This is a genomic window from Bradyrhizobium sp. AZCC 2262, assembly GCF_036924535.1.
Taxonomy (GTDB): domain Bacteria; phylum Pseudomonadota; class Alphaproteobacteria; order Rhizobiales; family Xanthobacteraceae; genus Bradyrhizobium.
The window spans coordinates 7,803,031-7,815,149 of the sequence record NZ_JAZHRT010000001.1 but is presented as its reverse complement, the minus strand read 5'-3'; the positions used below and the strand labels follow the sequence as shown (position 1 = coordinate 7,815,149).

Here is a 12,119-nt window from a genome sequence, read left to right as displayed (position 1 = left end):
GTGCCGAAGGGGCATGGCTGGCGGCCGGATAGGCCCGCGGGAGGCAGACCGGTCCTTCAGCGTGCCGGGCGAAACATCGGAAACAGCGGCGCCGACGACCCCACCTGGATGGTGCCCTGGAGCTCGAAGCCATGCCGTTGATACAGCGTGATATTGGCGGGATTGGTGGATTCGAGGTACGCCGCGACATGATCCTGATCGCACCGGCGAAGGGTGTCCTGCAGCAGAGCTGCGCCGTAACCGTTGCGATGACGGGCCGGATCGACGCCGATCAGCGGCAGGTACCAATGCGGCTCCTGTGGATGGTAGGAAGCCATCGCTTCGAACACGGCGGCAAACTCGCTTTCCCGTCCCGGTGGCAAACTTGCCCCAATTGCCGCCTCGTCGAGTTCGATACCCGGCGGGAGCCACAGCGCTGCTCCCGCATAGTCCGCGACGTGGCGCGCAGTTCCTTCGGTGAAAGCGCCGCCGCCAAACGCGCGCACCAATACCGGGAAGCGGGCCAGATACTGCGCAGGCTCTGGATAGGTCCACCGGGTCACCGGATCGGCACTGAATGCGAGCGTCAGGACGGCGACTGCCCGCTCGACGTCGGCGGGGGCCACCGCGGCTACGGTCGGAATGGCAAATGACTTCGAAGGGCTCATGAGGCGCCTCACGGTGCAGCTTTACGGAGATGGTGGTTGTTTGATTGCTCCGCCATGCCATGTCGAATTCTTTGTGGTCCGACGCGAGCTACGATTTGATTTCCAGCGAAACAACCAGGTTTGCTGACGTAACGATGCCGGCAATCGGTCGCTCGGCCAGTGGCCTACTTGGCCGGAATGGCCCCGGCCGGGCCCACCACCAGATCATCCCGGTGGATCATCTCCGCCCGGCCTGAGATGCCGAGGATCGCCATCACGTCCGGCGAGGAGCGGCCTTTGATCTTTTCGGCATCCTCGGCGTCGTAGGCGATGAGGCCGCGGCCGATCTCGTGGGTGTCGGGGCCGCGCACCACGACCGCATCGCCGCGGGCGAACTGGCCGTCGATCCGGATCACGCCGGCCGGCAGCAGGCTCTTGCCGGCGCGGAGCGCGGCGACGGCGCCGGCGTCGATGGTCAGCGTGCCCTTGGGCTCCAGCGAACCCGCGATCCAGCGTTTTCGCGCGGTGACGGGATTGGCTGGCGTCAGGAACCAGGTGCAGCGGCCGCCATCGGCAATCGCCTGCAACGGATGCTGGATCTTGCCCGATGCGATCAGCATGTGCGTGCCCGATGTGGTCGCGATCTTCGCCGCCTCGATCTTGGTGAACATGCCGCCGCGCGACAGTTCGGATTCCGCCGCGCCCGCCATGCCCTCGATCTCCGAGGTGACGGATTCGACGATCGGAATCAGCTTTGCGTTCGGATTGGCGCCGGGCGGCGCGTCGTAGAGGCCGTCGATATCGGACAGCAGGATCAGCAGGTCGGCGCTGGCCATGGTGGCGACGCGCGCGGCGAGGCGGTCATTGTCGCCGTAACGGATTTCGTTGGTCGCCACCGTGTCGTTCTCGTTGATCACGGGCACCGCGCGCCATTCCAGAAGTTTTGCAATCGTCGAGCGGGCGTTGAGATAGCGGCGGCGCTCCTCGGTGTCCTGCAGCGTCACAAGAATCTGTCCGGCGCCGATGCCGTGAGCGCCAAGCACCTCCGACCAGATCCGCGCCAGCGCGATCTGTCCCACCGCGGCGGCGCCCTGGCTTTCCTCGAGCTTCAGCGGGCCGCGCGGCAATTTCAGGCGGCTGCGTCCGAGCGCAATCGAACCCGACGATACGACCAGAACGTCACGGCCTTCGCCGTGCAGCTTGGCGATATCGGCGACCAGCGCCGACAGCCATTTGGCGCGGACCTCGCCGGCGTCGGAATCGACCAGCAGCGAGGAGCCGACCTTGACGAGGATGCGGCGAAAGTTTTTGAGCGCGGGGCGTTTCATGGATGCGGTCGGATAATACGGGTGTTCGGAAGCAATACGCGCCAGTTGCCTGATTTGGAAGTGGCGCGGCGGCGGGAAGGCTCAGGTTTGCATCAGCCCTGCGGCGGCGTTACCGGCGCCCACGGCTCCGCCTGGCCGCCCTTGGCCTTCAGCGAAACCGGAGCTTCGCCGATCACCTCGACCAGCGCCTGGAGCGCTTCCGGCACACCTTCGCCGGTCACGCCCGAGAGCAACAGCGGCGTCTTCTTCGCGGCGCGCTTCAGGCGATCGCGCTGCTTCTTCAATTCGTCCGGCGTGACCGCGTCGATCTTGTTCAGCGCCACGATCTCGATCTTGTCGGCGAGATGCCCCTCATAGGCCTCGAGCTCGGTTCGCACCGTCTTGTAGGCCTTGCCCGCGTGTTCGCAGGTCGCATCGATCAGATGCAGCAGCACGCGGCAGCGCTCGACGTGACCAAGAAACCGGTCGCCCAGCCCCGCGCCTTCATGCGCGCCCTCGATGAGGCCTGGAATGTCGGCGAGCACAAATTCGCGGCCCTGCGCGTTCACGACGCCGAGCTGCGGATGCAGCGTCGTGAACGGATAGTCGGCGATCTTCGGCTTGGCCGCGCTGACGACGGAGAGGAAGGTCGACTTGCCCGCATTGGGCAGGCCGACGAGGCCGGCATCCGCAATCAGTTTCAGCCTGAGCCAGATCCAGCGCTCCTCGCCTTCCTGGCCGGGATTGGCGTTGCGCGGCGTGCGGTTGGTGGAGGATTTGAAATGCGCGTTGCCGAAGCCGCCATTGCCGCCTTCGGCCAGCACGAATTTTTCACCGAGCTCAGTGAAGTCATGGATCAGCGTCTCGCGATCCTCGTCGAAAATCTGGGTGCCCACCGGCACCTTGAGTACGATCGATTTGCCGTTGGCGCCATGGCGGTCCTTGCCCATGCCATTGGTGCCCTTCGGCGCCTTGAAGTGCTGCTGGTAGCGATAGTCGATCAACGTGTTCAGCCCGTCGACGACCTCGACGATGACGTCGCCGCCACGGCCGCCATTGCCGCCGGAGGGGCCGCCGAACTCGATGAACTTCTCGCGGCGGAACGCCACGCAGCCGTTGCCGCCGTCGCCGGAGCGGATATAGACCTTTGCCTCGTCAAGGAATTTCATGATGGCCACTAGGTAAGGCAGGGGGGCCGTCGCGGCAACCCTCAAGCGGCCCAACATTGGCGAAAAGCCTTAATTTTCGGGCGTTTTTACGGTTCTGAACCGGAAGCGAGGGCTTCTTAGGAGGCCGGCCGCCGCCGCACCAGAAACTTCTGTATCCCCTCCAGCACCAGTTCTTTTCGCTGGTTGAACACGGTGGAGCGCAGCGTCACTACGCCGGTGGTGCGGCCGGGGACGAGTTCGATCACTTCGAGCGCGGGATAGATGGTGTCGCCGGCATAGACCGGCTTCAGGAACTTGCTCGATTGCTCGAGGAATCCGACCAGCGATTCCTCGACGATGTAGGGAAACAGTCCGGCGCCCGGAGCGGTGTGGACCAGCGTCTGGAACCCATGCGCGAGCAGGTCCGGCATGCCGCGGGCGCGGCAGTATTCGACGTCGTAGTGGATCGGATGGGTGTCGCCGCTTGCGGTCTGGAATGCGGCGAACACCGCAGAGGTCTGGGTCCGGCTCGGGATCACGAAGCGTTCGCCGAGCACGAAATCCTCGAACCACCGCTGTTCGCTCACCATACGATGCTGTGCGGGATCGAAGTCGGTCATGTTGGTTTCCTGCCGTTTCTTTTTTTCGAGGGAAAATACCGGTATCGCAGGGAAAAGGCTGCGACAATTGGCTCAATTCGTCATGCCCGGGCTTGTCCCGGGCATCCACGTCCTTAAAACAGCGACACAAAGAACGTGGATGGCCGGAACAAGTTCGGCCATGACGGAGAAACCGCAGGAAGCGCCGCGTCCCAATGAGCCTGTTCGCCAAAATCTCCACCTATGACGAGCGCTCCGCGCGGCTGGCCGGCATCGGCTTGATGCTGCTGTCGATCTTCATGTTCTCGTTCGGCGATGCGCTCGGTAAATTCATGGTCGCGACCTATTCGGTCGGGCAGTTGCTGTGGTTGCGCGCCTGCGCGGCGCTGCTCGTGCTGCTGCCGATCATCTGGAAGCAGCGCGCCGAATTCGGCCGCCTCGAACGGCCGTGGCTGCAATTGCTTCGCGTCACGCTTTCGACGCTGGAAGTTGCCGCCTTCTTTCTCGCCACGGTCTATCTGCCGCTCGCCGACGTCATCACCTATTATCTGGCCTCGCCGATCTTCGTCACCGCGCTGTCCGGCATCGTGCTCGGCGAACGCGTCGGGTGGCGGCGCTGGACCGCGATCCTGATCGGGTTCTGCGGCGTTCTGATTGCGCTGCGCCCGTCCACGCTGACCGTAAGCTGGCCCGCCATGATCGCGCTCGGCGGCAGTCTTTCGTTCGCGTTCCTGATGCTGATCACACGCTCGCTGCGGGCGACGCCGGATATCGTGCTGGCGACGTCGCAATTTGGCGGCACGTTCCTGCTCGGCGCACTGATGTCACCGATCGGCTGGGTGACGCCGACCCTCGGCAGCCTGGCTCTGTTTGCCATAGCGGGAGTTACGTCGGTCGTCGCGTTGCTATGCATCAACCGTTCGCTGAAACTGGCGCCGGCGAGCGTGGTGGTGCCCTATCAATATTCAATGATCGTGTGGGCGGTGATCTTCGGCTTCGTCGTGTGGGGTGACGTGCCCTCGATCTCGACTTTGATCGGCGCGGCCATCATTATCGGCGCGGGTTTCTATATTTTCCTGCGTGAGCAGAAGCTCGGGCGCGAGGAAGCGGTGGTCAATCCGCCGGCGTAGCGACGCACATAGCCGTCGTCCCTGCGGACGCAGGGACCCATAGCCACCGTCGCTCATCGTTACGAAGACAACTAACTCCATCGCCCAACCGACAGGCCGCGGCGTATGGGTCCCTGCGTTCGCAGGGACGACGGCTGTTATTGCGTGCTATTGCGGAGGCTGCGAGCTACCGCTCTCGCCTCGTCGAGCTTCCCCAGTTCTTCAGCGACGACCACACACCGCGCGTCAGGCGGAAGCGGTCGACCGGGGTCGAGGATCCCAGCGCCTCGAAGCGGTGCAGCTCGACGCCGCTCCACTGGAAGCCGCATTTCTCCAGGATGTTGCGCGACGCCGGATTGGCGACGCGGGCGCCCGAGATCAGGTGCTCGGCATCGAATTCCTCGAAGAAGAAATCGATCACCGCGCGCGCGGCCTCGGTGCCAAAGCCCTGGCCCCAATGCTCCACCCCGAGCCAGTAGCCGAGCTCCGGCGCATCCGGCGCGCTGCGGTCGATGCCGACCACGCCGACGGGCGAATAGTTCTGTTCGATCAGGAACACGGTCTCGTTGTTGCCGGTGGAAGTCGCGCGCACGAATTCGACCGCATGGTCCTGCAGATAAGGGTGCGGCAGGCGGCGGGTGTTTTCCGCAATGCGGCGATCGTTGGCGAGATGTGCAATCGCTTTTACGTCCGCGAGCGTCGGCCGGCGCAACGTCAGCCGTTCGGTCTCGAGGACGCAGCTACTCGCTTCGCGTAGCGCAGGCGTTGGGATCGGGATGTCCTGCAACATATCGGGCTCCTGATTGCGAAAATGCGCAAAATAAAAAAGGGAGGCCGGTTTCCCGCCTCCCCTTGGAGCCCTTTTCGACTCCGCCGGTTCAACAGGACCCGGCGGACTCGGATGTGTCCACCGTCTATTCGGCCGCCTCCGCCATCGGAACCACCGATACGAAAGTGCGACCATTGGCTTTTGCACGAAACTCGACATGACCCTCAACCTTGGCAAACAGAGTATGGTCGGTGCCCATGCCGACATTAAGGCCGGGATGCCAGGTGGTGCCGCGCTGACGCGCGATAATGTTGCCGGGAATCACGTGCTCGCCGCCATAGGCCTTGATGCCCAGGCGCTTGCCCGCTGAATCGCGTCCGTTTCGCGATGAACCGCCTGCTTTTTTGTGAGCCATGGCCCGTCTCCGACTTCGCTAATATTTAGATCAATTCCTTGACGGAATCATTTCACTTTTCATCACGCTTCAACTTTTCGTCGAAGCGTATCACTTCTTGTCGCTCTTGCCCTTCGCGGCGGCCTTCTTGGCCGGGGCCTTCTTTGCGGCGGACTTCGCCGCAGCCTTTTTCGCCGGCGCCTTCTTGGCGGCCTTCGGTGCCTCGTCGTCGCCCTCAGCGGCGGGCGCTACGACCTTTTCCCTCTTCGGCCGCGGGCCGATCGAAGGTTTGGCGCTATCGGTCAGGATCTCGGTGATGCGAAGCACCGTGATCTCGTCGCGATAGCCGCGCTTGCGGCGCGAATTCTTGCGGCGACGCTTCTTGAACGCGATCACCTTGGGGCCGCGCTTGTGATCCAGCACTTCGGCCGCAACGGTAGCGCCTGCCACCGTCGGCGTGCCCAGCACCGGCGTATCACCGCCGACCACCAGAACTTCACCAAGCTGCACGATCGTGCCGACATCGCCGGCGATCTTGCCTATCTCGAGCACATCATCCGGAACGACGCGGTATTGCCGGCCGCCGGTTTTGATGACTGCGAACATCGTTTTTTTCCTTCGTGTTCGATCCCGGCCTCGGACATATTCCCAACAGGGTTTGCCCGGGTCGGCTTTTTGGTCAGTCGTTATGGGTACGATTTTCGCGCGGCCGGGGAGCAAGCCCCTCAGAATTCGCGCAAAAACAAGCGGCGCGAGAAATCCCGCGCCGGATGCGGGGACTTATAGCCTGAGAAAGCCGTGAGTCAAGGCAAAATGGCCTGAAAACCCGCCAAAAATGAAGGATTTGGGGCCGAAAAGGCGAAGGGCGCGTGGCGAATAGCGAGCAGGGGGCCCTGTTTGCCACCCCCATTCGTGATTCGCGACTCGCCATTCGTCCCCATGAAACCAATGGGTTCCCCGGCCGTTGTCGCCAGCGAAATCCGGCAGGGGCTCAGGACTCATGGCTGAAGATACCATAACGACCACGGGCATCGCCCGCCACGGCGCTACCCGCCTGCCGTCGGTCGAGGTCGACAGTTTCAACGTCGAATTGAAGGACGACGAGGGCTTTCTCGGCGACCGCGCCAGCAAGGGGGCTTTCCGCAAGATCCTGGACGGCTTGCGCAAGCCGCTGAAGAAAAACGGCGATGACCCCCTCGGCAAAAAGAGCGCAGGCGAGATCCCCAAGAGCGAACTCGACGAGGCGCTGGTCGGCGAGGACGTCGGCGCCGCCGCCCTGGTGCACGGCGCGATCGAGGAATTCGCCCAGGAGCTGGCCTATGTAACGGGGCGGTTTCTCAAGACCAAGGCGTGGGCCGATACCGAGCGCATCGTGGTCGGCGGCGGCTTTCGGCAGAGCCGGGTCGGCGAGCTCGCGATCGCCCGCACCGACATCATCCTCAAGGCGGAAGATTTTGACGTCGATCTGGTGCCGATCCGCTTTCATCCCGATGACGCCGGCCTGCTCGGCACGCTGCATCTGGCGCCGTCATGGATATTCGAAGGCCATGACAGCATCCTCGCGGTCGATATCGGCGGCACCAACATCCGCTGCGGCGTCGTGGATACGCGCTGGAAGAAGGCGCCCGACCTTTCCAAGGCCACGGTGTGGAAGTCCGATCTGTGGCGACACGCCGACGATGAGCCGACGCGCGAAGGCGCGGTGAAGCGGCTGGTCAAGATGCTGAGGGAATTGATCGCCGCGGCCGAGACCGAAGGCCTCAAGCTCGCGCCCTTCATCGGCATCGCCTGTCCCGGCGTGATCAACGAGGACGGCTCGATCGAAAAGGGCGCACAGAACCTGCCGGGCAATTGGGAGAGCAGCAAGTTCAACCTGCCGGCAAGCCTGGTGGAGGCGATCCCGCAGATCGGCGATCACGATACAGCGGTGCTGATGCACAATGACGGCGTGGTGCAGGGCCTGTCCGAAGTTCCCTTCATGCAGGACGTCGAGCGCTGGGGCGTGCTGACCATCGGCACCGGCCTCGGCAATGCGCGCTTCACCAATCGGCGCAAGGAAAGCGGCAAGGACGAGAAGAAGGCGAAGAAGGGGCGGGATTAACGTTTTTCGCGGGTAGTAAGGTTGACTGGTTAGGTTAAAACCGGCTTCGCGTTGCCGTTTCCGTCGCGGTCGCTACCGTCATTTTCGTCGCTCCGCCTGGCCGCGAAGCCGCACTTCCCGGTCGGAATTTCAAAGCAGCGGCACGGGGCCGCCAGTATTTTTGTCGCGTCTGGCGGTCCCACCCATTTTCTTCAGCTCCAGCCGATGCGCGTAAAGAACGCCGCGATCTCCGACGCTGCGCGATCGGGATCCTCGCGATGGGGAAAGTGGCCGACATCGGGAAGCATCGCGAGATCGAGATTTGCAAAGGTCTCGCCGAGCCGGTCGGTCCATTGATAGGGAAACAGCGGATCATGCTCGGCCCAGCGAACACAGGTCGGCACGCCGATCGGCGGTAACGCCGGCGCTTCACCCTTCATCATCCTGACCCGGCCGGCGTGGGCTGCGCGGTAATGCGCGAAACCACCGGCAAGGTTTCCTTCCTTGAGGAAATGGTCGGTGAAGGCCTCGAGTTGATCGTCAAAGACGAGCTTGCGATGCGACCAGGCTTTAAGGAAATGCCCGATATAGAGCCGGCAGCTTTCGCGGCTCGCGCCGACGAGGGCAGGCGCCATCTCCATCTGGTGAAAGGATTGATACCAGATGTTGTTGAGGCGCTCCGGCTCTGCCATCCGGGATCCTATTCCAGGATAGACGAAATCGAAGAAGAACAGGCCGGCGATGCGCTCGGGCGCCAGCCGCGCCAGCGGCTGCATCAATGCGCCGCCGACGTCGTGACCGACGATACCGGCCTGCGCGAGGCCAAGCGCATCCATCAATGCCAGCATGTCGGCGGCCTGCTGATCGGGCCCGAATAGCCCCTCGGGCTTGTCGCTGTCGCCGAAGCCGCGCAGATCAGGTGCATACAGCGCGAAGCGATCGGCGAGCCGCGTCATGACAGGCTCCCAGGTCAGCCAGAATTCGGGCCAGCCATGCAGCAACAGCAGCGGTTGCCCGGCACCCAGGCGGGCCACGTGAAGTGCCGCGCCATTCGCCCGAACCGTCAAATGCTCCATTTTGGGCTCCTTTTTTGCTTCCCAAGGCCACAACGGATTTCTTGGCCCCGCGCCTTGCCCGGCCCGCCATCCTCGCCTAGAACTCGCCCCGACCGCGGGTCGAGGAATCACCCGTCATGGCGCCTGGAGAGGTGGCAGAGTGGTCGAATGCACCGCACTCGAAATGCGGCATAGGTGCAAGCCTATCGGGGGTTCGAATCCCTCCCTCTCCGCCAGTTTTTTTTGGATACTATCTGCGTCGGTGCGCAAGTTTATGCGGAACGTCAGCCTCGCTATGGGGCTTACTATGCAGATCCCGCTCCACGGATGATGTTCACCAGCCAGTCGGGATTTGCCGGGACGCCATTTCCGCGCCAAGCGACGTGCTGGTCTGGTCGGACCAAGATGAGGTTGCGCGCAAACAACTTCGCCGCTTCAAAGCTGGATATATCGAGTACTGTCAACGGAACGCATGCGGTCGCTGCGGCATTTGTCAGGCTCGATACGTCTATGTCCGGGTCCAGACGCAGCAGCGTATAAAATGGTCCCAGCGCGTTATAAAGCGAACGTCCATCTTCGAGCCAGATATGGGGTAGGCGGGCGCCCGGAACCGTCGATGGCGTGAACTCTCCCATCGTATAGGGAGGCGCAGCTTCGCCATCGTAAACGATGATCGGCGACCCCTGATAGAAATAGCCGAAGTTCAACCCCGCGCAGCAATACTGCTGCACATTGAGGTCATAAGTCGTCTTGCCGACCGCGGCGCGATAGGCGTCGGCCTCCGGTCCGTCGGCCTCAATTGCATCGCTCACGGATACTCGCGCTTTGGCCATGGCATGCGCATGGTCCATCGCGAAATGCGAAACCTGATCGGTGATCGGCAGCCGCTCGGCTGCATAGGCTGCCAAAATGCCTTCTCCGCCCCAGCCTTCGAGCCGCGCCGCCAATAGCCACGCCAGATTGGCGGCGTCGGCAATGCCGGCATTCATGCCGTAGCCGGCATAGGGCACCCAGAGATGACAGGCATCGCCGCAGATGAAGACCTTGTTGTCGCGCACCTTGTCGACGATCAGGCGGCGCCCAACCCAGTCTTCCTTGCTGAGCAGTTCGTACTCGAAATCCTGGTCAACGCCGAGCACGGTGCGGATCGCGGCGTCGCGGTCGACCGCCTCAAAGTCCGTGATCCCCGGCTTGAGATAGACATGAACCAACCAGTTCTGCTTGCCGTCGATGGCGTAGACATTGCCGGATTGCCGCGCGTTCAGTGAGAAGGATCCCCATGCCGGAGTGCCACCTTGTTCCAGCAGCATGCCGAGCAGTTTTAGCGCGCGAATGTAACTCGACTGCACATGCTGCAGGGCGACGTCGCCGCTCAGCGTCGCGCCGATTTTCTTGCGCACCAGCGAGCGGCCGCCGTCGCAGCCGACCAGGTACTTGCAGGAGATCTCGATCTCCCTGCCGTTCGCGGTGGCGAAGGCAGTGACTCCTTCCGTGCCTTGCGTAAAATCGACCAATGACGTGCCGTTGAAAATGCGTGCGCTCGGCATTGCCGACAGATGGGCGAACAACACCGGTTCGAGATAGATCTGGTTGATCCGGTGCGGCGGCTCCGGCGTCGGCCACCAGGTATCCGGGCCGTCCTTGGCGGTATAGCGCTCGGCGCGGCACGGAATTTTGATGCGTGTGATTTCGCGTCCGAGAAACGTGGTGCGATAGACCACGTCGTTGGGATAATCCGCCGGTAACCCGGCGTCGCGCACCTTTTGCGCGACGCCGAGCCGGCGAAAGATTTCCATCGAACGCGCCGAGACGTGGTTCGACTTGACGCTGGGCGGCTCGCCCGACGCGCGGGATTCCAGCACGATGACGTCGACGCCGCGCCAGGCGAGATCCGTTGCCAAAGTCAGCCCGACCGGGCCTGCGCCAACCACCACGACATCAGCATGCAGCCGCTCGGCCATTTCCTCGTCTCCGCGTACGACGGTTCTATTGGGCTATCTTGATGTTGCCGGCGCGGGCGACCGCTCGCCACCGTTCGAGATCCGCCGCGATAATGCGCGAAAACTCTTCCGATGAATTGCCGACAGAATCGATGTTGAGCAGCTTGAGGCGGGCGACAACGTCCGGCAACCGCGCAATGCGGACGAATTCAGCTTCCAGCTTCCTGACAATCTCGACCGGCGTCGCCGCGGGCACGAATATGCCGCTCCACAACACCGCTTCGACATCGGCGCCCGCTTCCTTCATGGTTGGCACATCGGGCAAACTGTCCATCCGCTTCGGCGCAGCAACTCCGAGCGCGCGGGCTTGACCGCCGTTAACCTGGCTGGTCACCGGTCCGGCATCGGCAATCGTCGCGGTCACCTCGCCCGAGATCACCGCGGTGACGGAATCGTTGGCCCCCTTGTAGGGAATCATCTGCATCGGCACGCCGGTCTTCTGCTTGAACAGTTCGGTTGCGAGTTGGAAGGCGGCGGAGGAACTCGAATAGTTCGCCTTGTCGGGATTCGCCTTTGCATAAGCGACGAGATCGGCCAACGACTTGAACGGCGAGGCGGCGTTGACGATCAGGATCAATGGAAACGATCCAAGCTCGGACACCGGCGTGAAATCCCGCATCGTGTCGTAACTCAGTTTCTCATAGACTGCCGGATTGATGACCATCGCGCCGCTGGCACCGACCAGCAGCGTGTAACCGTCGGGTGCAGACCGCGCGACGTATTCGGTGGCAAGGATCGCACCCGCGCCGGGCTTGTTTTCAATGATGACCGGCTGGCCGAGACTTTCCGACAGCTTTTGCCCGACGACGCGGGCGATGATGTCGTTGCCGCCGCCCGGCGTGAAGCCGACCACGATGTGAATCGGCCGGGTCGGATATTTGACCTCGTCGGCAGCATGCACGAGACCGGAACAGCTCAAACAGATGGCGGCCAGCGCCACGCGGCCAAAGGTTTTCATGATCTCGATCCCTCCCGGGACAAAATGCATCTTGATGCGCAATTTGGGGCACGGCGAACAAGTCTGGATTATCA

General features: G+C 62.8%; 12 protein-coding genes and 1 tRNA gene. 3 read left to right on the top strand and 10 right to left on the bottom strand.

The features are described from left to right. Positions 1–56: 56 nt before the first annotated feature. From V1283_RS36585 to V1283_RS36570, 4 genes are all read right to left on the bottom strand, one after another. Positions 57–647 (bottom strand): GNAT family N-acetyltransferase, encoded by a 591-nt coding sequence (locus V1283_RS36585; protein ID WP_334391450.1) that lies wholly within the window; start codon positions 645–647, stop codon positions 57–59. Positions 648–811: 164 nt separating this feature from the next. After that, entirely contained in the window at positions 812–1,954 is a 1,143-nt protein-coding gene (gene proB, locus V1283_RS36580; RefSeq protein WP_334391449.1) for a glutamate 5-kinase, read from the bottom strand. 92 nt (positions 1,955–2,046) lie between these two features. After that, positions 2,047–3,102: a GTPase ObgE gene (gene obgE, locus V1283_RS36575; protein WP_334391448.1), complete on the bottom strand. Its 1,056-nt coding sequence runs from the start codon at positions 3,100–3,102 to the stop codon at positions 2,047–2,049. A gap of 116 nt (positions 3,103–3,218) precedes the next feature. Beyond that, on the bottom strand, positions 3,219–3,701 hold the full coding sequence (locus V1283_RS36570) for a MaoC family dehydratase (protein WP_334391447.1): 483 nt from the start codon (positions 3,699–3,701) through the stop codon (positions 3,219–3,221). Between the two features lie 194 nt (positions 3,702–3,895). Between V1283_RS36570 and V1283_RS36565 the strand changes: the two genes are divergently transcribed. Then, a complete protein-coding gene (locus V1283_RS36565) occupies positions 3,896–4,810 on the top strand; it encodes a DMT family transporter (protein ID WP_334391446.1) in 915 nt (304 codons plus the stop codon). A 166-nt stretch (positions 4,811–4,976) separates the two neighbouring features. On the opposite strand, the gene V1283_RS36560 is transcribed toward V1283_RS36565, so the two are convergent. The 3 genes from V1283_RS36560 to rplU form a co-directional block, all read right to left on the bottom strand. Beyond that, on the bottom strand, positions 4,977–5,579 hold the full coding sequence (locus V1283_RS36560; RefSeq protein ID WP_334391445.1) for a GNAT family N-acetyltransferase: 603 nt from the start codon (positions 5,577–5,579) through the stop codon (positions 4,977–4,979). Positions 5,580–5,703: 124 nt separating this feature from the next. Continuing rightward, positions 5,704–5,973 carry a 50S ribosomal protein L27 gene (gene rpmA / locus V1283_RS36555; protein WP_065744718.1) on the bottom strand — a complete coding sequence of 90 codons (270 nt, stop codon included), beginning with the start codon at positions 5,971–5,973 and terminating at the stop codon, positions 5,704–5,706. Positions 5,974–6,063: 90 nt separating this feature from the next. Next, complete coding sequence (rplU, locus tag V1283_RS36550; protein ID WP_334391444.1) at positions 6,064–6,558, bottom strand: 50S ribosomal protein L21; 495 nt, start codon at positions 6,556–6,558, stop codon at positions 6,064–6,066. Between the two features lie 394 nt (positions 6,559–6,952). Between rplU and V1283_RS36545 the strand changes: the two genes are divergently transcribed. Continuing rightward, positions 6,953–8,053, top strand: coding sequence for an ROK family protein (locus tag V1283_RS36545; RefSeq protein ID WP_334391443.1), 1,101 nt, complete (start codon positions 6,953–6,955; stop codon positions 8,051–8,053). 191 nt (positions 8,054–8,244) lie between these two features. Here V1283_RS36545 and V1283_RS36540 read toward each other — a convergent pair whose 3' ends face one another. Beyond that, positions 8,245–9,108 (bottom strand): alpha/beta fold hydrolase, encoded by an 864-nt coding sequence (locus tag V1283_RS36540; RefSeq protein WP_334391442.1) that lies wholly within the window; start codon positions 9,106–9,108, stop codon positions 8,245–8,247. A 125-nt stretch (positions 9,109–9,233) separates the two neighbouring features. Between V1283_RS36540 and V1283_RS36535 the strand changes: the two genes are divergently transcribed. Further along, positions 9,234–9,323: transfer RNA gene (locus tag V1283_RS36535), tRNA-Ser, on the top strand. Between the two features lie 69 nt (positions 9,324–9,392). On the opposite strand, the gene V1283_RS36530 is transcribed toward V1283_RS36535, so the two are convergent. Then, positions 9,393–11,048 carry an FAD-dependent oxidoreductase gene (locus tag V1283_RS36530; RefSeq protein WP_334391441.1) on the bottom strand — a complete coding sequence of 552 codons (1,656 nt, stop codon included), beginning with the start codon at positions 11,046–11,048 and terminating at the stop codon, positions 9,393–9,395. A gap of 25 nt (positions 11,049–11,073) precedes the next feature. Then, a complete protein-coding gene (locus V1283_RS36525; protein ID WP_334391440.1) occupies positions 11,074–12,045 on the bottom strand; it encodes a Bug family tripartite tricarboxylate transporter substrate binding protein in 972 nt (323 codons plus the stop codon). Positions 12,046–12,119: the final 74 nt, after the last annotated feature.

Coding starts and splice junctions, on each gene's coding strand:
- V1283_RS36585 (WP_334391450.1), bottom strand. CDS start 647: ATGAGCCCTTCGAAGTCATTTGCCATTCCGACCGTAGCCGCGGTGGCC.
- proB (WP_334391449.1), bottom strand. CDS start 1,954: ATGAAACGCCCCGCGCTCAAAAACTTTCGCCGCATCCTCGTCAAGGTC.
- obgE (WP_334391448.1), bottom strand. CDS start 3,102: ATGAAATTCCTTGACGAGGCAAAGGTCTATATCCGCTCCGGCGACGGC.
- V1283_RS36570 (WP_334391447.1), bottom strand. CDS start 3,701: ATGACCGACTTCGATCCCGCACAGCATCGTATGGTGAGCGAACAGCGG.
- V1283_RS36565 (WP_334391446.1), top strand. CDS start 3,896: ATGAGCCTGTTCGCCAAAATCTCCACCTATGACGAGCGCTCCGCGCGG.
- V1283_RS36560 (WP_334391445.1), bottom strand. CDS start 5,579: ATGTTGCAGGACATCCCGATCCCAACGCCTGCGCTACGCGAAGCGAGT.
- rpmA (WP_065744718.1), bottom strand. CDS start 5,973: ATGGCTCACAAAAAAGCAGGCGGTTCATCGCGAAACGGACGCGATTCA.
- rplU (WP_334391444.1), bottom strand. CDS start 6,558: ATGTTCGCAGTCATCAAAACCGGCGGCCGGCAATACCGCGTCGTTCCG.
- V1283_RS36545 (WP_334391443.1), top strand. CDS start 6,953: ATGGCTGAAGATACCATAACGACCACGGGCATCGCCCGCCACGGCGCT.
- V1283_RS36540 (WP_334391442.1), bottom strand. CDS start 9,108: ATGGAGCATTTGACGGTTCGGGCGAATGGCGCGGCACTTCACGTGGCC.
- V1283_RS36530 (WP_334391441.1), bottom strand. CDS start 11,048: ATGGCCGAGCGGCTGCATGCTGATGTCGTGGTGGTTGGCGCAGGCCCG.
- V1283_RS36525 (WP_334391440.1), bottom strand. CDS start 12,045: ATGAAAACCTTTGGCCGCGTGGCGCTGGCCGCCATCTGTTTGAGCTGT.